This is a genomic window from Bacillus sp. 2CMS4F, assembly GCF_023161785.1.
Taxonomy (GTDB): Bacteria; Bacillota; Bacilli; order Bacillales; family Bacillaceae; genus Bacillus; species Bacillus halotolerans.
Map to the genome: position 1 here is coordinate 1 of NZ_JALNTO010000015.1, position 21,135 is coordinate 21,135.

Below are 21,135 nucleotides of genomic sequence, written 5' to 3' on the forward strand. Positions count from 1 at the left end.
CAATCACCGATAAGCTATCGGCAATTGGCTGTATAAAAGGTGTTTTGATCCCTGTCTCAAAAACAGGGGTCAGTCCCTTAGACAAGAGTTTTTTATTGTGCAGCCTTCTCATTTACACCGAGCGCAGCCGCTTTCTGAGCCTTTGATTTTGTATTGACGAGGCAAATGCTTGTGACAATCAGAAGAAGGCCTGCCAAGAGGCTGACGGTTAACGGCTCATGCAGGAAAATCGAACTGGCCACGATGGAAATGAGCGGAATCAAAAAGGTGTAGGAAGCAACCTTGCTTGCTTCTCCAGAACCGACAAGGGTAAAAAAGACAAGCCATCCAAGCGCGATGACAAACACTGAGATAAACAGCAGACTGACGACAAACGGGACTGTCCATTGGATCGCGGAAAAGCTCTCTGTCCAGAAGCCGGATACGAGCAAAAATACGCTGCCGATTGTCAGCTGCAAGGCGACCATCCAGATGGAATCGACGCGGCTGCCTGTTCTTTTCATAAATACTGTTCCAAGTGCCCAGCTGAGCGCGGAACCCAGAGCCAGCAGAACCCCTATGACAGAAATATGCCCGCCAAAGCCCGCGGCACTGATGACTGCAACCCCGGCAAAACCGAGCACAAGCCCGATCACTTTCATCGCAAACATGGATTCTCCGAGCCACATCCAAGAAAAGACACCCATCAGCACCGGCTGAAAGAATACGATAGCGGAAAAGAGACCAGCAGGAAGATAATTCAGGCCAATCGTTTGCAGGCCGTAGAATAACGTAATATTTAAAAGAGCAGAAACAAGATAAATCGGCCACGTCTCTTTAAAACGCAGTTTATGAATACGCGGCAATGCGACAATCACTAATAAAAGCCCGCCGATCAGCGTCCGGATGCCCGCGAACAACAATGGCGGCGAATAGGCGAGCGCTGCTTTCGACAGCGGCCAATTGACGCCCCACATGATGACGAGAAAGGCGAGCAGGAGCGCTGTCCGCGTTTTTGATAGCTGCTTCACTTTTGATCACTCCTTGTAGAACATTTCCATCATATGATACGGTAGAACATAAGATAAATAAAATGAATCTTTTTTATGAGGAGCATAAGTAAATTGTTATGACTATTACACAATTAAGAGTTTTCGTCAAAGTAGCTGAAACGGGGAGTTTTACAAAAGCGGGACAGGCGCTGAACATGACACAGCCGGCTGTCAGCCATGCCATTTCCGCGATTGAAGCCGAGCTTGATGTGAAATTAATCATCCGTGACCGCAGAAACGGCCTGATGCTGACAGACACGGGAAAAAAGATCTTAGTCCATATCAGAGAAGTGTTAAAAGGAATCGAAAAAGTTGAGCAGGTCGCAGCGGCAGAAAAAGGGCTTGAGCTGGGAACGATTCATATCGGCACATTTCCAACCGCTTCCGCTTATTTTATGCCGAAGCTGATCAGCGAGTTTAAACAAAGGTATCCGAAATTGGAGCTTGTTTTGCATGAAGGAACCGTAGATGAAGTCAAGGAGTGGCTTCACACGCGGATGATCGATGCCGGCATTCTTCTGTATCCGGCAGACGAGATGGAGTACATTCGGCTGAAAAAAGACAAAATGGTCGTCGTGCTGCGTGATGACCACCCGCTGTGCAATCGCCCGGCCATCACGCTGAAAGATCTCGATTGTGAGCCGATAGTTGTCTGCGACGGCGGCTATGAATCACCTTTTATCGATAAGTTCAAGCAAGCTGGTTCAACGCTGCACACTGCTTTCACTGTCTATAACATTAACACCTCGATCAGCATGATCAAAGAAGGCTTGGGGCTGGCGATTTTATCAGAAATGTCCATGTCGGGAATGCCGCTGCCGGAGCATGTGGTGACGCGGGATCTCGATCCGCAGGTGTATCGGGATGTGCAGCTTGCCGTTCCTTCATTACATGAGGCTTCTTTGGCGGCTAAGCTTTTCATTGATATGGCACAGGAACTGTTTGCGTAAAAATCAAAATGAAGAAACGTCTTTTTTATTGTTCGAATTTCATCGAATCAAATTCTTTTAATCCTAAACGCAGTTGTGTTATGGTGTGATAGAAGTCCTTTCGATAAAGACATAACAGCATAAGGCTGTTTACTTATATCACAACTGCAAAGGAGAACAATATGTCTAACAACCAACGCAAAGATACCTTGCTTTCTGTCTTGAATTTATCTCCTGTTGTTCAAGGGGGAACGATAGCAGAGTCATTCCGAAACAGCATGGACTTGGCGCGCCGTGCTGAGGAGTGGGGCTATCACCGTTATTGGCTTGCAGAGCATCATAATATCGAAGGTGTCGCAAGCTCTGCCACCGCGGTTCTGATCGGCCATATAGCCGGCGGCACAAAGAAAATCCGCGTCGGTTCCGGCGGCATTATGCTTCCGAATCACTCGTCACTTGTCATCGCTGAACAATTCGGCACACTGGAAACACTGTATCCCGGACGGATTGATCTGGGGCTCGGACGTGCACCGGGAACAGACCAATTGACTGCAAGGGCGCTCCGCAGAAACATCAGCAGCGGTGAAGATTTCCCAGAACAATTAGAGGAACTGCGCAATTACTTTAAACCGTCAGGAAACGTGCGCAATCAAGTCCGCGCCATTCCGGGAGAGGGCATAGATGTGCCGATTTGGCTGCTGGGCTCAAGCGGCTTCAGCGCCCGTCTGGCAGGTGAGCTGGGTCTTCCGTTTGCATTCGCTGCCCATTTCTCACCGGCGAATACGGTTCCCGCTTTGGAGCTGTACCGCAATTCCTTTACACCGTCAGAAGTGCTTGATGAACCGTATGCGATGGTCGGCGTAACGATTATCGCCGCAGACACAAACGAGAAAGCGCAGCATCTGGCTACATCGCATTACCAGCGATTCCTTGATCTTGTCCGCGGCACGCCGAACCAGCTGAAGCCGCCAGTAGAAGACATGGACCAAATCTGGAGCCCATATGAAAAAGCAATGGTTCATGAGCAACTCAGTTCAACCATCATTGGCGGTCCTGAAGAAGTGAAAGAAAAGCTTGAAGACTTTGTCAAAACGACTCAGGCCGATGAAATTATGGTCAACTCAGAAACCTTTGAACACGCTGACAGAATGCGTTCATTTGAAATCGTGGCTGACATTTGGAAAAACAGATAAAGGCCATAAAAAAAAGCAATGTAAAGGGGAAACCCATACATTGCTTTTTTATTCATTCAGCTTTCTTGCGGACTGGCGGATGATCAGCTCAGGCTCAAAAATGACATCTTCCTGCTTAGGCTTTTTATGCTCCAAACAGTCAATAACATATTTTGCAGCCGCTTTTCCCAGCACAGACTTCGGGTGCTTCACAGAGGTTAATTTCACCTCGGAGATTTGCGCGAAATGGGAATCATCATACCCAACGATGGACATATCCTCAGGCACCTTGATATCCATTTCTCGAAGCATATCAATAACCTTCAGTGCAATTTCATCATTATAGCAAAGAATAGCAGTCGGCATGTTTTTGCTGTTTTTCTCCAGTGTCTCTTTTACTTTCTCCAGCAGCTTTGATTCCTTTTCTTCCGTCGTAAACGTCACAATCATATCCGGAGAAGGAAATAACTCACGCTCGCGATGCGCCTGTATAAATCCGTTCATCCGTTTGACACCCTGCGTGTCATCAGCTTTAAAAATACCCATCATGTGCGTATGGCCGAGAGAGAGCAGGTGCTCGGCCGCCATCACGCCGCCTTTCACATCATCCAGAGTAAAACTTGGTGCGGCAAGCTCGGCGTATGACGCATTAATCATCGCAAAAGGAATGCCGTTTTTCTCTAAATTGAGATAGTAGCCAATATTCGGCGTTTGCAGAGCGCTTTTTGTCGGTTCTACAATCAATCCGTCAATATGCTGTGACAGCAGGTTTTCTAATCCTCTGCGTTCATTATCCGGATTGTTGTTTGTGCTTGTCAAAAGCATAGAATATCCCTGCTCGCTTAAATAAGACTCGATTCCCCTAATGATGCTCGGAAAAATATAGTCTGATATGTAGGTCGTCAGAACGCCGATCGTTTTATTGGAATGCAGCGCTGATTTAGCAGAGCGTGAAGCGACAAAGGTGCCCCCGCCTTGCACGCTGTAAAGCAGGCCTTGCGATACGAGGTCTCCGATGGCTTTACGAATGGTATGCCGGCTGACGCCAAATTGCTGCATTAACTCGTTTTCGGTAGGGATCTTTTGATCGGGCAGAATTTTGCCTTGATTAATCCATGAACTGATTTCTTCTTTTACTTGGGCATATTTTGGTAACATATCCATTCCTCCAAAATGTATACGGACAAATTTCAGTATATCACAGTGATCTATACAAGAAAACATTGACAGAAAATGCAAACGGGATTATTCTATATTTGTACGTACTAATAAACAATAATTTTCGTTAAATTTTTAAATAAGTACGTACAATTAGGAAGAAAAATGTAAACGCTTTACTCAACTTTCGGGAGGGCAGAGAAATGAAGAATACTCCAACTCAATTAGAACCAAATGCTCCTGTAACAAGAAGCCATTCAATGGGATTTGTGATTTTGATATCATGCGCGGCGGGACTTGGCGGTTTATTGTACGGCTATGACACTGCAGTTATTTCCGGTGCTATTGGTTTTCTAAAGGATTTATACAGCCTGAGTCCGTTCATGGAGGGGCTGGTGATTTCAAGCATTATGATTGGAGGAGTTGCGGGAGTCGGGGTATCCGGGTTTTTAAGCGACAGGTTCGGACGCAGAAAAATCTTAATGACAGCGGCCCTGTTATTTGCGGTATCAGCAGTTGTTTCTGCTGTTTCACAAGACGTGTCGACCTTAATCATTGCGAGGATTATCGGAGGTTTAGGGATCGGAATGGGTTCGTCATTATCCGTGACTTATATTACGGAAGCGGCGCCGCCCGCCATACGCGGAAGTTTATCTTCCTTATATCAGCTCTTTACGATACTGGGTATTTCCGCAACGTACTTTATTAATCTCGCTGTCCAGCGTTCCGGAACATATGAATGGGGCGTGCAAACCGGCTGGAGATGGATGCTCGCTTACGGAATGGTGCCATCCGTTATCTTTTTCCTAGTCCTGCTGGTCGTGCCGGAAAGTCCAAGATGGCTGGCGAAAGCAGGCAGAACAAAAGAAGCGTTATCGATTCTGACACGCATTAATGGAGAAACTGTCGCAAAAGAAGAATTGAAGAACATTGAAAACTCTTTAAAAATAGAACAAATGGGGTCACTATCACAGCTCTTCAAACCAGGCCTCAGAAAAGCGCTTATCATTGGAATCCTGCTGGCGCTCTTTAATCAAGTGATCGGCATGAACGCCATCACTTACTACGGACCGGAAATCTTTAAAATGATGGGATTCGGACAAAATGCCGGATTTGTGACAACCTGTATTGTCGGTGTCGTGGAAGTCATTTTTACCGTCATCGCAGTTTTATTGATTGATAAAGTCGGGCGCAAAAAACTGATGTCCATCGGTTCTGCTTTCATGGCTATTTTTATGATCTTAATCGGGACTTCGTTTTATTTTCAGCTAACAAGCGGATTTATGCTGATCTTCTTTATATTAGGGTTTGTCGCCGCGTTCTGTGTATCGGTCGGGCCGATCACATGGATTATGATTTCTGAAATTTTCCCGAACCATCTGCGGGCGAGAGCCGCAGGGATCGCCACCATCTTTTTATGGGGTGCAAACTGGGCGATCGGGCAGTTTGTGCCGATGATGATCAGCTCGTTCGGACTGGCCTACACGTTCTGGATCTTTGCCGTCATTAACATTCTCTGCTTCCTGTTTGTCGTCACAATCTGTCCGGAAACGAAGAATAAATCGCTCGAAGAGATTGAAAAGCTCTGGATAAAATGAAAACGCTTTAAAATATGTAGCCCTTTCGATTGAGAGGGCTCTTTTATTTTGTGCGCACCATTAACGGTTTGCTGTATAAGATAGAGATATAAAGGAAAAAATAAAAATAAGAAACGCCAGCTGCATGAAAACTGCGCGAATATTGTCGATGAATTGGCTCTTAACAGTTGAATAAACATTTCCACCCTGTTAAAATAATTAAAGAAAGCAGAAATAATTTTTTTTGGCTATGATGGGACGTTTTTTGTCATAGCGGGACGTTTGGTGTCCAGCAAAAAAAGGAAGGAACGTTTGAGTCATGAACCAGTTAATACAAGCTCAAAAAAAATTATTGCCTGATCTTCTGCTCGTCATGCAAAAGAGGTTCGAAATCTTGCAGTATATCAGGCTGACAGAACCCATCGGCCGCAGAAGCCTGTCTGCCAGTCTCGGAATCAGCGAGCGTGTGCTGAGAGGCGAGGTTCAGTTTTTGAAGGAACAGAATCTGGTCGATATTAAAACAAACGGCATGACGCTGACAGAAGAAGGTTATGAACTGCTTTCCGTTTTAGAAGATACGATGAAAGATGTTTTAGGTTTGACGCTTTTGGAAAAGACATTAAAAGAACGTTTAAATCTAAATGACGTCATTATTGTATCCGGAGACAGCGATCAATCCCCATGGGTCAAAAAAGAAATGGGAAGAGCGGCTGTCGCATGTATGAAAAAAAGATTTTCAGGCAAAAATATCGTCGCTGTGACCGGCGGTACGACAATTGAAGCTGTCGCCGAGATGATGACGCCGGATTCTAAAAACCGCGAGCTTTTGTTTGTGCCTGCAAGAGGCGGTTTAGGCGAAGACGTAAAAAACCAGGCGAACACCATATGCGCGCATATGGCGGAAAAGGCTTCAGGCACTTACCGGCTTTTGTTTGTTCCGGGTCAGCTGTCACAAGGCGCCTATTCATCTATTATTGAAGAACCTTCTGTCAAAGAGGTGCTGAACACGATTAAATCAGCGAGTATGCTGGTTCACGGAATCGGCGAAGCTAAAACTATGGCTGAGCGGAGAAACACACCTTTAGAAGACTTAAAGAAAATAGATGATAACAACGCAGTGACAGAAGCGTTCGGCTACTATTTTAACGCGGACGGCGAAGTGGTCCACAAAGTGCATTCTGTCGGAATGCAGCTGGATGACATAGACGACATTCCCGATATTATAGCGGTAGCGGGCGGATCATCAAAAGCCGAGGCGATCGAGGCTTACTTTAAAAAGCCGCGCAACACGGTTCTCGTCACTGACGAAGGAGCCGCAAAGAAGTTATTAAGGGATGAATAATCCCTCAATATAAATATCTCTCACTTATTTAAAGGAGGAAACAATCATGGCAGTAAAAGTCGGTATTAACGGTTTTGGTCGTATTGGACGTAACGTATTCCGCGCAGCATTAAACAATCCTGAAGTTGAGGTAGTAGCGGTTAACGATTTAACAGATGCTAACATGCTCGCTCACCTTTTACAATATGATTCTGTACACGGAAAATTAGACGCTGAGGTTTCAGTTGACGGTAACAACCTTGTTGTTAACGGTAAAACAATTGAAGTATCTGCAGAACGCGATCCTGCTAAACTTAGCTGGGGTAAACAAGGCGTTGAAATCGTAGTTGAATCTACTGGTTTCTTCACAAAACGCGCAGACGCTGCGAAACACTTAGAAGCTGGCGCGAAAAAAGTAATCATCTCTGCTCCTGCTAACGAAGAAGATATCACAATCGTTATGGGTGTTAACGAAGATAAATACGATGCGGCTAACCACGACGTTATCTCTAACGCATCTTGCACAACAAACTGCCTTGCGCCGTTTGCAAAAGTACTTAACGACAAATTCGGCATCAAACGCGGTATGATGACAACAGTTCACTCTTACACAAACGATCAGCAAATTCTTGATCTTCCGCACAAAGACTACCGTCGTGCGCGTGCAGCAGCTGAAAACATCATCCCAACTTCAACTGGTGCTGCTAAAGCAGTTTCTCTAGTTCTTCCTGAACTAAAAGGCAAACTGAACGGCGGAGCAATGCGTGTTCCAACTCCAAACGTTTCTTTAGTTGACTTGGTTGCTGAACTGAACCAAGAAGTAACAGCTGAAGATGTAAATGCAGCTCTTAAAGAAGCAGCTGAAGGAGATCTTAAAGGAATCCTTGGCTACAGCGAAGAGCCATTAGTTTCTGGCGACTACAATGGAAACAAAAATTCTTCTACAATCGATGCTCTTTCTACAATGGTTATGGAAGGCAGCATGGTAAAAGTAATCTCTTGGTACGATAACGAAAGCGGCTACTCTAACCGCGTTGTTGACCTTGCAGCTTACATCGCTAAAAAAGGTCTTTAATTCATAGCTGAAAAAAGGACCTTACTTGGTTCTTTTGAATAGAAGCGCTATAATGAAAGCGGACAAGGGAAGGGGACGGACTCCCTTTCCCTTTTTCCATGAAGACCGGCTTTCAGAAAACGTTCTGTGAAAGAGAAGCATCTGCGTTTTGCAGCTTTCCGGCGCCTTCGCCTGCGGCCACTGCCCTGGCTTCAGACGATCTGCCCTGTGCCGAAAAGTATGCGATCTGCCCTCGCGGAGTAATCGCTTGATCAGACGGTTTCACGTTTTTCGTGCTGCATGCAAACCATTTTGAAGGAGGATCTCCTAAAGCATGAATAAGAAAACTCTCAAAGACATCGACGTAAAAGGCAAAGTTGTATTCTGCCGCGTTGACTTTAACGTTCCAATGAAAGACGGGGAAGTAACAGACGATACACGTATCCGTGCTGCACTTCCGACAATCAAACACCTTGCAGACCAAGGCGCGAAAGTCCTTCTTGCGAGCCACTTAGGCCGCCCGAAAGGCGAAGTCGTTGAGGAGCTTCGTTTAACTCCTGTTGCTGCACGCCTCGGCGAACTGCTTGGCAAAGAAGTGAAAAAAGCGGATGAAGCATACGGTGATGCTGTAAAATCACAAATTTCCGACATGAAGGACGGAGACGTTCTTGTATTGGAAAACGTACGTTTCTACCCTGGCGAAGAGAAAAATGATCCTGAGCTTGCAAAAGCATTTGCTGAGCTTGCAGATGTATATGTGAATGACGCATTCGGTGCTGCCCACCGTGCTCATGCATCTACAGCTGGAATTGCCGAGCATCTGCCAGCGGTTGCAGGTTTCTTAATGGAAAAAGAGCTTGACGTACTCGGAAAAGCAATTTCCAACCCTGATCGTCCGTTCACTGCCATTATCGGCGGAGCGAAAGTAAAAGATAAAATCGGCGTCATCGAAAGTCTTCTTGATAAAGTAGACAACCTGATCATCGGCGGCGGTCTTGCTTACACATTCGTTAAAGCGCTTGGTTATGAGGTTGGTAAATCTCTGCTTGAAGAAGATAAAATCGAACTTGCGAAAACATTTATGGATCGCGCGAAAGAAAAAGGCGTTAACTTCTACATGCCTGAAGATGTGCTCGTTGCAGATGATTTCTCTAACGATGCAAACGTAAAAATTGTGCCGATCTCTGAAATCCCTAGTGATTTAGAAGCGATTGACATTGGTACAAAAACACGCGAAACGTATGCTGATGTAATCAAAAACAGCAAACTGGTCGTGTGGAACGGACCGATGGGCGTATTCGAAATCGACTTGTTCGCTCAAGGAACAAAAGCGGTTGCGGAAGCATTGGCAGAGGCAAAAGATACATACTCTGTCATCGGCGGAGGAGACTCTGCAGCAGCGGTTGAAAAATTCGGCCTAGCTGACAAAATGAGCCACATCTCAACAGGAGGCGGCGCATCCCTTGAGTTCATGGAAGGCAAAGAGCTTCCAGGGGTAGCTGCACTGAACGATAAATAATTTTAAAACTGCTATAAGGAAGTGGAACAGATGAGAAAACCAATTATAGCCGGTAACTGGAAAATGAACAAAACACTCGGCGAGGCTGTCAGCTTCGTTGAAGAAGTGAAATCTTCCATTCCAGCAGCAGACAAAGCGGAAGCTGTTGTTTGCGCGCCAGCGCTTTTCCTAGAAAAGCTGACTTCTGCTGTTAAAGGCACTGACCTTAAAGTCGGCGCCCAAAACATGCACTTCGAAGAAAGCGGCGCGTTCACAGGCGAAATCAGCCCGGTTGCTCTAAAAGACCTTGGCGTTGACTACTGCGTCATCGGCCACTCTGAGCGCCGTGAAATGTTCGCTGAAACTGATGAAACAGTTAACAAAAAAGCACATGCTGCTTTCAAACACGGCATTGTGCCGATCATCTGTGTTGGTGAAACGCTTGAAGAGCGCGAAGCCGGCAAAACAAATGATCTTGTAGCTGACCAAGTGAAAAAAGGCCTTGCTGGTCTTTCTGAAGAACAAGTTGCAGCTTCTGTTATTGCTTATGAGCCAATCTGGGCAATCGGAACAGGCAAATCTTCTACATCTAAAGATGCGAACGACGTGTGTGCACATATCCGTAAAACCGTCGCTGAAAGCTTCGGCCAAGAAGCGGCAGACAAGCTTCGCATTCAATATGGCGGAAGCGTAAAGCCTGCAAACATTAAAGAATATATGGCAGAGTCCGATATTGACGGTGCTTTGGTCGGCGGCGCGAGCCTTGAGCCACAGTCATTCGTTCAATTATTGGAGGAAGGTCAATATGAGTAAAAAACCAGCTGCACTCATCATTCTTGATGGGTTCGGATTACGAAACGAAACAGTAGGGAACGCAGTCGCTTTGGCGAAAAAACCGAATTTTGACCGCTATTGGAATCAGTATCCTCATCAGACACTGACTGCTTCAGGCGAGGCTGTAGGTCTTCCTGACGGACAGATGGGGAACTCCGAAGTAGGCCACTTAAATATCGGTGCGGGCCGTATTGTGTACCAAAGCTTAACACGCGTAAATGTTGCCATTCGCGAGGGAGAGTTCGAACGCAATCAAACATTCCTTGACGCGATCAGCAACGCGAAAGAAAACAACAAAGCCCTGCATCTGTTCGGTCTATTATCAGACGGCGGCGTGCACAGCCATATCAATCATTTATTCGCGCTGTTAAAGCTTGCGAAAAAAGAAGGGCTGACAAAGGTATATATCCATGGCTTCCTTGACGGCCGTGATGTAGGTCCGCAAACAGCGAAAACGTACATCAACCAGCTAAACGAACAAATCGAGGAAATCGGTGTCGGAGAAATCGCCAGCATTTCCGGGCGCTACTACTCAATGGACCGCGACAAACGCTGGGACCGTGTAGAAAAAGCGTACCGTGCAATGGCATACGGCGAAGGCCCGACATACCGCAGCGCACTGGATGTTGTTGATGATTCATATGCGAATGGAATCCACGATGAATTCGTTATTCCATCTGTCATCACGAAAGAGAACGGTGAGCCTGTTGCGAAAATCGAAGACGGCGATTCTGTGATTTTCTATAATTTCAGACCGGACCGCGCCATCCAGATTTCCAACACGTTCACGAACAAAGACTTCCGCGATTTCGACCGCGGCGAGAATTATCCGAAAAACCTGCATTTCGTCTGCCTGACTCACTTCAGTGAAACAGTTGACGGCTATGTGGCGTTTAAACCGATAAATCTTGATAATACAGTCGGAGAAGTATTATCTCAGCAAGGATTAAAACAGCTTCGAATTGCAGAAACTGAAAAGTATCCGCACGTCACGTTCTTTATGAGCGGGGGCCGTGAAGCTGAATTCCCGGGTGAAGAGCGTATTCTTATCAACTCGCCGAAAGTCGCAACATACGACTTGAAGCCTGAAATGAGTGCGTATGAAGTGAAGGACGCGCTTGTCAAAGAAATCGAAGCTGACAAGCATGATGCGATTATCCTTAACTTCGCAAACCCAGACATGGTCGGCCACTCCGGAATGGTTGAACCTACAATTAAAGCGATTGAAGCAGTGGACGAATGCTTAGGCGAAGTCGTTGACGCGATTCTCGCTAAAGGCGGACACGCTATCATTACCGCTGATCACGGTAATGCTGATATTCTGATCACAGAATCAGGCGAACCGCACACTGCACATACGACAAATCCAGTCCCTGTAATTGTTACGAAAGAAGGCATCACGCTGCGTGAAGGCGGAATCCTAGGCGACCTTGCACCAACGTTATTAGACCTTCTCGGTGTTGAAAAACCGAAAGAAATGACTGGAACATCTTTAATTCAAAAATAAGCTGAAAATCAAAGGAGAGACAAACTCATGCCATACATTGTTGATGTTTATGCACGCGAAGTATTAGACTCCCGCGGCAACCCAACAGTTGAAGTTGAAGTATATACAGAAACAGGAGCATTCGGCCGCGCATTAGTGCCAAGCGGAGCTTCTACAGGTGAATACGAAGCAGTTGAGCTTCGTGACGGCGACAAAGACCGTTACCTTGGAAAAGGCGTGTTAACAGCTGTTAACAACGTAAACGAAATCATTTCTCCAGAGCTTCTTGGCTTTGATGTAACTGAACAAAATGCAATCGACCAGCTTTTAATCGAGCTTGACGGTACTGAAAACAAAGGCAAACTTGGTGCGAACGCAATCCTTGGCGTATCTATGGCTTGTGCACGTGCTGCTGCTGATTTCTTACAGATTCCTCTTTACCAATACCTTGGAGGATTCAACTCAAAAACGCTTCCTGTACCGATGATGAACATCGTCAACGGCGGAGAGCATGCTGACAACAACGTAGATATTCAAGAATTCATGATCATGCCAGTAGGTGCTCCTAACTTCCGTGAAGCACTTCGCATGGGCGCTCAAATCTTCCACAGCCTGAAATCAGTTCTTTCTGCTAAAGGAATGAACACAGCTGTAGGTGATGAAGGCGGATTCGCTCCAAACCTTGGTTCTAACGAAGAAGCGCTTCAAACAATCGTTGAAGCAATCGAAAAAGCCGGCTTCAAACCTGGCGAAGAAGTAAAACTTGCAATGGATGCTGCATCTTCTGAGTTCTACAACAAAGAAGACGGCAAATACCATCTGTCTGGCGAAGGCGTTGTGAAAACATCTGCTGAAATGGTTGACTGGTACGAAGAAATGGTTTCTAAATACCCAATCATCTCTATCGAAGACGGACTTGACGAAAACGACTGGGAAGGCCACAAGCTTCTTACTGAGCGTCTTGGCAAAAAAGTTCAGCTTGTTGGTGATGACCTCTTCGTTACAAACACGAAAAAACTTGCTGAAGGTATCAAAAACGGCGTAGGCAACTCTATCCTGATCAAAGTAAACCAAATCGGTACATTGACTGAAACATTCGATGCGATCGAAATGGCGAAACGCGCAGGCTACACTGCTGTTATCTCTCACCGTTCTGGTGAAACTGAAGACAGCACAATCGCTGACATCGCTGTTGCAACAAACGCAGGACAAATCAAAACAGGTGCTCCGTCACGTACGGACCGTGTTGCGAAATACAACCAGCTTCTTCGCATCGAAGATCAGTTGGCTGAAACTGCTCAATACCACGGTATTAACTCTTTCTACAACTTGAATAAGTAATAAAAAGACCGCCGAGATATGTCTCGGCGGCTTTTTTTATGCTTTTTAGAGATCCAAATAAAGCCTCACCATATCCCGGCATTGAATGCCGTTTTCAAAGATGTCCTCATCGTAGTGTCTGATAAAAAAATCATGGTCGATCGCCTGCATACGGAATCCGCATTTTTGGTAAAGAGACAGCTGATGGATGCTGGAATTTCCAGTGCCAATCTCAATCACCCTTGCTCTCATATGTTTTGCTTTTTCGATGGCGTCGCGGATAAGAAGCTTGCCAATGCCCTGTTTTTGCATTGTTTCTTTTACCGCTATGTTAACGATTTCTACAGTTTGCGGTCTAGTTGTGATGATCACGTATACACCGGCTAATTCGCCCGATATATAAGCTGTGTAGCATTCCCCTCTGGCAATGTATTCATCAACGATTTCTTTTGACGGATCGGCGAGCAGCAGAAGGTCATACAGCGCTTGATCATAGTTTATTGCTTTTTGAATGGTGAGATGTTGCATGGTCATTCCACCTTTTCATATGTTTATAGAGATATTTTCATGATTTCCTCCAATTTCATACCATTCTATTATAAAATATGTAACATAGGAAATATGTACAAAATAGTGGATAAAAAACAGGAGGAAAGTCACATGTTTTGTAAGGAATGCGGTCAAAAAAATAATGAAGGGGCCAAGTTTTGTAAAGAATGCGGCACCCGGATCGGAGGGAGCAGCAGACAGGCGAATAAAGAAACAGCAAGCACTGCTGAAACGAGGCAGGCTCCGCGGAAACCAATCCCTAAGAAAACCATCATGTTATGGAGCAGCATTGCCGCAGCGTGCGTCATATTATTCGCTGCATATAAAACCGGAGCGTACCTTACTTCTAAGGACAGGTTAGTCGACAAATTTGAGCAGGCTGTAAATGATGAGGATAAAGACCAAATCGCTTCGCTGCTAACATCGGCAAATGACAAGCTCAAGCTTACTAAACAAAACGTAAAGCCGTTTCTTACATATTTAAAGGATCATCCTGACAAAAAAGATGAGCTTTTTTCATCGCTGCGTGCTGAAACAGTCCAAAAGGATATTGTATACGCGGAGAAAGACGGGAAAAGCTTGCTAGTATTTGACCATTATGATTTAAAGATAGCACCTGTTTATTTTGAAGTAACCAGCAATTATAAACATACGAATCTCTATGTGAATAAAGAGGAAGCCGGATCTGTAGAGAAAGCAGATCAAGCACAAACCCTCGGACCGTACATTCCCGGCGAATATACAGTCTCAGCCAAACTGAAAAACGATGTAGTGGATCTTGTGAAAAAGGAAGACATTCAGGCGGTTGGTGACAACAGCTTTCGTGTTGATCTCTCATTGGAAGCAGATAATGTAACATTCAGCTTAGCGGACGACATGAAGGATGGAAAGGGAGATTTGCTGATTAACGGTAAATCCATCCATAAGGATCCGTTCAAATCTGTCACATACGGCCCGCTTCTGACAGACGGATCAATGACAGCTGCGGTTGAAGCGGAGTTTCCGTGGGGAAAAACAAAAACAGCGGGTGTGCCGATTGATAGCAAAGAAATGGAGTTAACGTTAATTCCTGACCAAGACACACAAGAAACAATCATGAATACGATTGTCAAAACGACAAAGCAATATTCCAAGGCGCTTTCTGATGGAAATACAGCTCAGATGACAGAGGCAAGTGCCAGTTGGAAAGCCGAAGCAAAAGATAACGTGGATTCGATGAAAAACACGGATTCTTACTTAAAAGATAAATATCTGGAAACAGACTTTGATTTGGATACATTTGCTCTATCCCAGAAAAATGACGGTACATGGCAGGCGTCAGTAAAAGGAAAAGAACTTCACCAGTCGGCTAATTATAATGACTATACGAAACCTGAAATGTCGGATGAGAGCCCGAGCTATGAATATCTGCTTTCATATGATAAAAAACAGAAAAAGTGGATGTTCGAAGATGCAGAATCATCTTTTGATTCTGCCGGGACAAATATAAAGAAAATAAAAAATGATCATGCAGAGACGTACACATCAGCCTGGGCAGACGCAAAAGGCAAGAAAGCAAGCGTAAGCCCATCGACCGGCGATGTCACGGATGAACAAGTGACATCATTTATGGTTAGTTATCTGACAAATCAATCAACCGCAGTGAATTTAAATGAATTTGCGGTCATGGAAGGCAATCTGGAAAAAGGAAGTTCATTATATAATGATCAGCAGAAATTGGTTAAGAAGCTGTACAGCGAGGGGACGACTGAAGTATTTATTGATGTAGAGGTAAAAAGCTTTAATCAAAGCGGCTCGAATATCACAATTAAAACATATGAAGAATTTGATATTACAAAATCAGGCGGCAGTACAAAGCGCAGAACGTACAACTGGACCTACACCGGCGTAGTGAAAGACGGAAGAATCTATTTAACATCTATTCAATAAAAAACAAACCCCCATCACCAGCAGGCGATGGGGGTGTTTTTTAAAAAAAGATATAACGGAAAATCTCTTTAATATAATGTTCGATGATGAACCGAAACGCAACGCATGTGATGAGATAAATCACAATGGTTGAGTAAATGATATCAGCTTTTCCTTTATACGAATACTGGTAACTGCTCAGCATCGCAGGGGGAATAGCGAAAAATGCGCCAATTAAACCAATCGCTAACACGGTGAAGCAAAGATCTGTATGTAATAAAAACAATAGAAGTGCAAGAATCAAAATAGCTGTAAACGGAATAAGAAACGCACCAAATCTGGAGAATGAATCTTTAAATGAGACTTGGTTTCCCGCGATTTTTAAGGAAAAAAAGATCAATGCATGCAACCCGAAAATAAAAAGGGCAAAGTAAATGGTTGGCTTGAAAAAGATTTCTGTAAAGCTCGCACTGCCGGGACCATCTGAAAAAAGAATATAAAACATCAGCGGAGTTAGTAAACTGAAAAGCACCATTGTAATGATTCCGCTGATCAGCTGTTCGCCGCCTGTTGTTTTGCACTCCTGATAAGGGCGTTTCAGAACAGCTAGGACAAATGAACCGAACTGCTTTGCTGCTTGTTTTGCAGCTTCAGCTCCCGCCTGTGCTCCTTGATTTTCGCCGGCTTGGCGTGGAAGAGGCGATCCGCATTTCTCGCAAAACTTTCCGCCATCTGCTTGATGGCCGCATTGAGGACAAAACATATGATGACTCCTTTTACATGTAATATAGGGAAAATAGACTAATAATGTCATTATAAAAGAAAAAAGTAGAAAAGTAACCAATATCCAGCCAAAAATTTTCTCCAAGATTATATATCAGAAAAAAGACACGAGCTGCCAGATGCGAACTCGTGTCTTTTTTCTAGTTATTAATATATTTTTCAAATACGTCACCGAAATCTTTAATATGGTACTGCGAGCGGACGGAAGTGACCCATGTAAATCCGAATTCGGTCAGCTCTTTATATTGTGTTTCAATATTGACGTGCTCAGGGCGGGTATGCTGAAGGATGGTGACTGCTCGTTCCAGACTTTGTTCAGCCTGATTGATCAAAATGTCATTTTCATAGATCGTTTCAGAGATACGGAGAAGGGCTTTATACAAATCTTTCAGCTTTTCAATTTGCTCTTTATGCACATCGATGTCAAATTGTTCAGAGCCCAGCTTGAACTTGATTTCAACATCCAAATCGACTTTCCCGGCGGTTTCCAGAAAAACATCAGAGATTTTATATTGGGAATAAGGATAGCGTTTCAGCGTTCGTTTGGAGGAAGTGGCACGTTCGCCGTCAACATGAATCAGCGCCAGATTCGTGAAGCAATATTCATCGGCTTTTGTTTTAATCAGGAAATAAATTTTTTCGTTGTCTTCATGCATGACATAGTCATCAGCATCTGTTTTGTCATAATCCTGAGGTTCGATAATTTTTCCGATATCTGATAATCCGAGTGCATCTGCTGCAATTTTCTTGAACATATAGATACATCCTTCCTATTTACATAGTCACTTCATTGTAGCACGCGGCGTTTCCGAACGGCTATAAACGTTTGCGAAGAATCAGCCTCTTGGTAAGGCCAATGTCACATGGAGGAAGTATACGATGTTCTCATATATGATGTTTCCAATATTCATCTCATCATGTAGAAAAGCAGTTCCCTTACTTCAGGGAGCTGCTTTCAGCTGTTTTCGGCACGTATTCAAATACTTCTTCACTCTCAAAAAACTCAATTAAGCGGCTCAGCCAATCATAGTAATGAAGCCATTCTCTTAATTCATTCAGCAGCTGATTGACTTTCTCTTCGGCTTCTCGGGGAAGCTCGTCCCTTTGTAAAAGATCCGTCAGCTCCCGGTTTAATTTTTTGTACAGCACTTTGTTTTTGCTCACGACCTTTGTCCAGTTCACCGCAAATAAAGATATGAAGGTTTGATAATAATCCTGCTCTACGTCGTAAAGATCTTTTCTTACGCCTTTTTCAAACACCTTTTCGGCAATGTTGGCATCAATCATTTCACGGACGACCTGGCTCATCCGTGTTTTGCTCATGCCTGTTGATTCTGACAGCTCGCTTAATGTCATCGGTTTTCGATTCATATAAATAATCCCGAGCACACGCCCGACAGTAGAAGGCATTCCAAACGTATGCATGTTTTCGGCAATCTTCTCGATGAGATGCTCTTCAGCATGTTCAATGATGTCGAGAGCAGTTTTTTCCACAGCTGATCATCCCTTCAAATGGCAATTGATGGTGTCAATATATCATATTTCTGCCAGTTGTTGAAAACAGCTGTATGCGGAGGAAGCGAGAGGTATCCGGCGTAATTGTAAGAACACCCTCTCTGCCTGAGTCATAACAATAAATAATCTGTAAATAACATATAATTTCAACATATTGTAAACTTTTTATTTTACAAAGTTCAAATTATAATAAAGATTATACTTTTCAGAAAAATTAACGGAAACCTGCGGAGGTGCACGGATTGCTGAAATTAGAACAAGTGTCAAAAGTATATAAAGGCGGCAAAAAAGCTGTGAACAGCATTGATTTAGATATTGCCAAGGGCGAATTTATCTGTTTTATCGGCCCGAGCGGCTGCGGAAAAACGACGACGATGAAGATGATTAATCGACTGATAGAACCGTCGTCAGGAAAGATCTTTATCGACGGAGAAAACATAATGGAACAGGACCCGGTTGAACTGCGGAGAAAAATCGGCTATGTGATTCAGCAGATCGGTTTGTTTCCCCACATGACCATTCAGCAGAACATTTCACTCGTTCCGAAGCTGCTGAAATGGCCTGAAGAAAAACGGAAAGAACGGGCGAGAGAGCTGTTAAAGCTTGTTGATATGGGCCCTGAATATTTAGACCGATATCCCCACGAGCTCAGCGGCGGACAGCAGCAAAGAATTGGCGTGCTGCGCGCACTGGCTGCGGAACCCCCTCTCATTTTAATGGATGAACCGTTCGGAGCGCTTGACCCGATCACGCGGGATTCCCTTCAGGAAGAATTTAAAAAACTGCAGAGAACATTAAATAAAACCATTGTGTTTGTGACCCACGACATGGACGAAGCCATTAAGCTAGCTGACCGGATTGTGATTTTAAAAGCGGGTGAAATCGTTCAGGTCGGCACACCTGATGAGATTCTCAGAAATCCGGCAAATGAATTTGTAGAAGAATTTATCGGGAAAGAGCGCCTGATCCAGACAAGGCCTGAAATTGAGCTGGTTGAGCAGATGATGAACAGAATGCCTGTCACGGTTACAGCGGACAAAACGCTTTCTCAGGCCATTCAGCTGATGAGAGAAAAACGCGTCGACTCGTTGCTTGTTGTAGATGAGCAAAATGTGCTGAAGGGATACGTAGATGTTGAAATCATTGATCAAAACCGCAAAAAAGCGAGCGTTGTTGGTGATGTGTACCGCTCGGATATGTATACCGTGCAAAAAGGAGCCCTTCTCCGCGATACCGTCCGGAAAATCTTGAAGCAAGGAATTAAGTATGTTCCGGTTGTTGATGAAGAGCACCATTTAGCAGGGATTGTGACAAGAGCAAGCCTTGTGGACATCGTATACGATTCCATATGGGGCGAGGAAAACCAGCTAATGACGATCTGATCAGGGGAGGAGCTCTTACACATGAATCAAATGATGACTTTTTTACAGACGAACGGCGGAGAGCTGCTGTATAAAACAGGTGAACATTTATACATTTCTCTCATTGCTGTTGTATTGGGTATTATCGTTGCGGTGCCGCTCGGCGTTCTGCTGACCAGAATGAAAAAAGGCGCAGGCGCGGTTATAGGTGCCGTCAACATTGTGCAAACCTTGCCGAGTCTGGCGATTCTGGCATTTTTTATCCCGCTTCTCGGTGTGGGAAAAGTGCCGGCGATCGTCGCTTTATTTTTCTATTCGGTGCTTCCGATTCTGCGCAATACGTATACAGGCATTAAAGGTGTAAACAAAAATCTGCTTGAATCAGGAAAAGGGATTGGAATGACCGGCTGGGAGCAGATCCGGCTCGTCGAGATTCCGCTGGCGATTCCGATTATTATGGCAGGCATCCGCACATCCACGATCTATTTAATCGGCTGGGCGACCCTTGCCTCATTTATTGGCGGCGGCGGTCTCGGTGATTACATTTTTATCGGACTGAACCTGTATCAGCCTGAATACATCATTGGCGGTGCTGTGCCGGTTACAATCTTAGCCATTATCATTGATTATTTGCTAGCCGTGACGGAACGAAAAGTGACACCGAAGGGATTGCAAGGGATGAAGGAAGTTTCTTAAGGAGTTGGCTGTATTGAAAACGAAAAAAACCAGATGGATCGGCGCGCTCGCTTTCGCCTTTGTCATGCTGCTGAGCGGCTGTTCTCTGCCGGGACTTGGCGGCGCCTCACAAGATACGATCAAGGTCGGGGCGCAAAGCATAACAGAATCAGAAATTTTAGCGAATATGATTGCGCAGCTCATTGAACACGATACGGATTTAAATACGGCTTTAGTCAAAAATCTCGGATCAAACTATGTTCAGCACCAGGCGATGCTCGGCGGTGACATTGACATATCCGCCACACGCTATTCTGGCACGGATTTAACGAGCACCCTCGGAATGGAGGCGGAGAAGAATCCGGAAAAAGCGCTGAACATTGTACAGAAAGAATTTGACAAACGTTTTAAATATAAATGGTTTGATTCTTACGGGTTTGATAACACATATGCCTTTACCGTAACAAAAAAGTTTGCGGAAAAGGAGCATGTAAACACCGTGTCTGATCTGAAGAAAAACGCTTCTGAATATAAGCTGGGGGTCGACAATGCCTGGCTGAAACGGAAGGGTGACGGATATAAAGGTTTTGTCAGCACGTATGGATTTGAGTTCGGAACAACCTATCCGATGCAAATCGGACTTGTTTATGACGCAGTCAAAAACGAGAAAATGGACGCTGTTCTTGCTTATTCCACAGACGGCCGGATTAAGGCGTATGATCTGAAAATCCTAGAAGACGATAAACAATTTTTCCCGCCGTATGACTGTTCGCCGGTGATTCCGGAAAAGGTGCTTAAGGAACATCCGGAGCTTGAAGGCATTATTGATAAACTGATCGGGAAGATTGACACGGAAACCATGCAGGAGCTCAACTACGAAGTGGATGGCAAACTGAAGGAGCCGTCTGTTGTGGCAAAGGAATTTTTAGAGAAACATCATTATTTTGACTAAGAAAAGAGGCAG

At 44.7% G+C, this 21,135-nt stretch carries 20 protein-coding genes; 13 read left to right on the forward strand and 7 right to left on the reverse strand.

All coding sequences use genetic code 11. The features are described 5' to 3' along the window. Positions 1 to 92: 92 nt before the first annotated feature. A complete protein-coding gene (locus MTN95_RS17790; protein WP_105992115.1) occupies positions 93 to 1,010 on the reverse strand; it encodes a DMT family transporter in 918 nt (305 codons plus the stop codon). 98 nt (positions 1,011 to 1,108) lie between these two features. Here MTN95_RS17790 and MTN95_RS17795 point away from each other — a divergent pair, with 98 nt between their 5' ends. Beyond that, positions 1,109 to 1,981, forward strand: coding sequence for a LysR family transcriptional regulator (locus MTN95_RS17795; protein ID WP_105953932.1), 873 nt, complete (start codon positions 1,109 to 1,111; stop codon positions 1,979 to 1,981). 161 nt (positions 1,982 to 2,142) lie between these two features. Then, a complete protein-coding gene (locus MTN95_RS17800) occupies positions 2,143 to 3,153 on the forward strand; it encodes an LLM class flavin-dependent oxidoreductase (RefSeq protein ID WP_248339407.1) in 1,011 nt (336 codons plus the stop codon). Positions 3,154 to 3,201: 48 nt separating this feature from the next. On the opposite strand, the gene araR is transcribed toward MTN95_RS17800, so the two are convergent. Next, complete coding sequence (gene araR, locus MTN95_RS17805; RefSeq protein ID WP_139372588.1) at positions 3,202 to 4,290, reverse strand: arabinose utilization transcriptional regulator AraR; 1,089 nt, start codon at positions 4,288 to 4,290, stop codon at positions 3,202 to 3,204. Positions 4,291 to 4,493: 203 nt separating this feature from the next. On the opposite strand from araR, the gene araE reads away from it, so the two are divergent. The 3 genes from araE (at position 4,494) to gap (ending at position 8,263) form a co-directional block, all read left to right on the forward strand. Further along, positions 4,494 to 5,888, forward strand: coding sequence for an arabinose-proton symporter AraE (araE, locus tag MTN95_RS17810; RefSeq protein WP_024122896.1), 1,395 nt, complete (start codon positions 4,494 to 4,496; stop codon positions 5,886 to 5,888). Between the two features lie 298 nt (positions 5,889 to 6,186). Then, entirely contained in the window at positions 6,187 to 7,209 is a 1,023-nt protein-coding gene (gene cggR / locus MTN95_RS17815; protein ID WP_105992113.1) for a gapA transcriptional regulator CggR, read from the forward strand. 46 nt (positions 7,210 to 7,255) lie between these two features. Continuing rightward, entirely contained in the window at positions 7,256 to 8,263 is a 1,008-nt protein-coding gene (gene gap / locus MTN95_RS17820; protein WP_010331916.1) for a type I glyceraldehyde-3-phosphate dehydrogenase, read from the forward strand. A gap of 112 nt (positions 8,264 to 8,375) precedes the next feature. On the opposite strand, the gene MTN95_RS17825 is transcribed toward gap, so the two are convergent. Continuing rightward, entirely contained in the window at positions 8,376 to 8,528 is a 153-nt protein-coding gene (locus MTN95_RS17825) for a hypothetical protein (RefSeq protein WP_024122894.1), read from the reverse strand. 48 nt (positions 8,529 to 8,576) lie between these two features. On the opposite strand from MTN95_RS17825, the gene MTN95_RS17830 reads away from it, so the two are divergent. From MTN95_RS17830 to eno, 4 genes are read left to right on the forward strand one after another with little or no spacing between them, the layout of a single operon-like run. Beyond that, a complete protein-coding gene (locus MTN95_RS17830; protein WP_095712992.1) occupies positions 8,577 to 9,761 on the forward strand; it encodes a phosphoglycerate kinase in 1,185 nt (394 codons plus the stop codon). A gap of 30 nt (positions 9,762 to 9,791) precedes the next feature. After that, positions 9,792 to 10,553 carry a triose-phosphate isomerase gene (gene tpiA / locus MTN95_RS17835; RefSeq protein ID WP_010331914.1) on the forward strand — a complete coding sequence of 254 codons (762 nt, stop codon included), beginning with the start codon at positions 9,792 to 9,794 and terminating at the stop codon, positions 10,551 to 10,553. Further along, positions 10,546 to 12,081 carry a 2,3-bisphosphoglycerate-independent phosphoglycerate mutase gene (gene gpmI / locus MTN95_RS17840; protein ID WP_103671307.1) on the forward strand — a complete coding sequence of 512 codons (1,536 nt, stop codon included), beginning with the start codon at positions 10,546 to 10,548 and terminating at the stop codon, positions 12,079 to 12,081. Before tpiA ends, gpmI begins: the two co-directional genes overlap by 8 nt. Before the next feature lie 27 nt (positions 12,082 to 12,108). Then, entirely contained in the window at positions 12,109 to 13,401 is a 1,293-nt protein-coding gene (gene eno, locus MTN95_RS17845; RefSeq protein WP_007409956.1) for a phosphopyruvate hydratase, read from the forward strand. 45 nt (positions 13,402 to 13,446) lie between these two features. Here eno and MTN95_RS17850 read toward each other — a convergent pair whose 3' ends face one another. Continuing rightward, positions 13,447 to 13,914 carry a GNAT family N-acetyltransferase gene (locus MTN95_RS17850; protein WP_396022389.1) on the reverse strand — a complete coding sequence of 156 codons (468 nt, stop codon included), beginning with the start codon at positions 13,912 to 13,914 and terminating at the stop codon, positions 13,447 to 13,449. A gap of 126 nt (positions 13,915 to 14,040) precedes the next feature. Here MTN95_RS17850 and MTN95_RS17855 point away from each other — a divergent pair, with 126 nt between their 5' ends. Next, entirely contained in the window at positions 14,041 to 15,858 is a 1,818-nt protein-coding gene (locus MTN95_RS17855) for a zinc ribbon domain-containing protein (protein WP_248339410.1), read from the forward strand. Positions 15,859 to 15,898: 40 nt separating this feature from the next. Here the strand turns inward: MTN95_RS17855 and MTN95_RS17860 are convergent, their stop codons facing one another. From MTN95_RS17860 to opcR, 3 genes are all read right to left on the reverse strand, one after another. Then, on the reverse strand, positions 15,899 to 16,600 hold the full coding sequence (locus MTN95_RS17860) for a zinc ribbon domain-containing protein (protein ID WP_248339420.1): 702 nt from the start codon (positions 16,598 to 16,600) through the stop codon (positions 15,899 to 15,901). A gap of 160 nt (positions 16,601 to 16,760) precedes the next feature. Next, positions 16,761 to 17,375: a PH domain-containing protein gene (locus MTN95_RS17865; RefSeq protein ID WP_010331909.1), complete on the reverse strand. Its 615-nt coding sequence runs from the start codon at positions 17,373 to 17,375 to the stop codon at positions 16,761 to 16,763. 181 nt (positions 17,376 to 17,556) lie between these two features. Continuing rightward, the gene (gene opcR, locus MTN95_RS17870; RefSeq protein ID WP_248339431.1) at positions 17,557 to 18,114 is read right to left on the reverse strand and encodes a GbsR/MarR family transcriptional regulator; all 558 of its coding nucleotides are present in this window, start codon (positions 18,112 to 18,114) and stop codon (positions 17,557 to 17,559) included. Between the two features lie 263 nt (positions 18,115 to 18,377). Here opcR and opuCA point away from each other — a divergent pair, with 263 nt between their 5' ends. The 3 genes from opuCA to opuCC all read left to right on the forward strand — a co-directional run bounded on the left by opuCA (position 18,378) and on the right by opuCC (position 21,123). Beyond that, positions 18,378 to 19,517 carry a betaine/proline/choline family ABC transporter ATP-binding protein gene (gene opuCA / locus MTN95_RS17875; protein WP_248339441.1) on the forward strand — a complete coding sequence of 380 codons (1,140 nt, stop codon included), beginning with the start codon at positions 18,378 to 18,380 and terminating at the stop codon, positions 19,515 to 19,517. 21 nt (positions 19,518 to 19,538) lie between these two features. After that, positions 19,539 to 20,192 (forward strand): glycine betaine/carnitine/choline/choline sulfate ABC transporter permease OpuCB, encoded by a 654-nt coding sequence (opuCB, locus tag MTN95_RS17880; protein WP_024122875.1) that lies wholly within the window; start codon positions 19,539 to 19,541, stop codon positions 20,190 to 20,192. Between the two features lie 64 nt (positions 20,193 to 20,256). Further along, positions 20,257 to 21,123 carry an osmoprotectant ABC transporter substrate-binding lipoprotein OpuCC gene (gene opuCC / locus MTN95_RS17885; protein WP_105954126.1) on the forward strand — a complete coding sequence of 289 codons (867 nt, stop codon included), beginning with the start codon at positions 20,257 to 20,259 and terminating at the stop codon, positions 21,121 to 21,123. Positions 21,124 to 21,135: the final 12 nt, after the last annotated feature.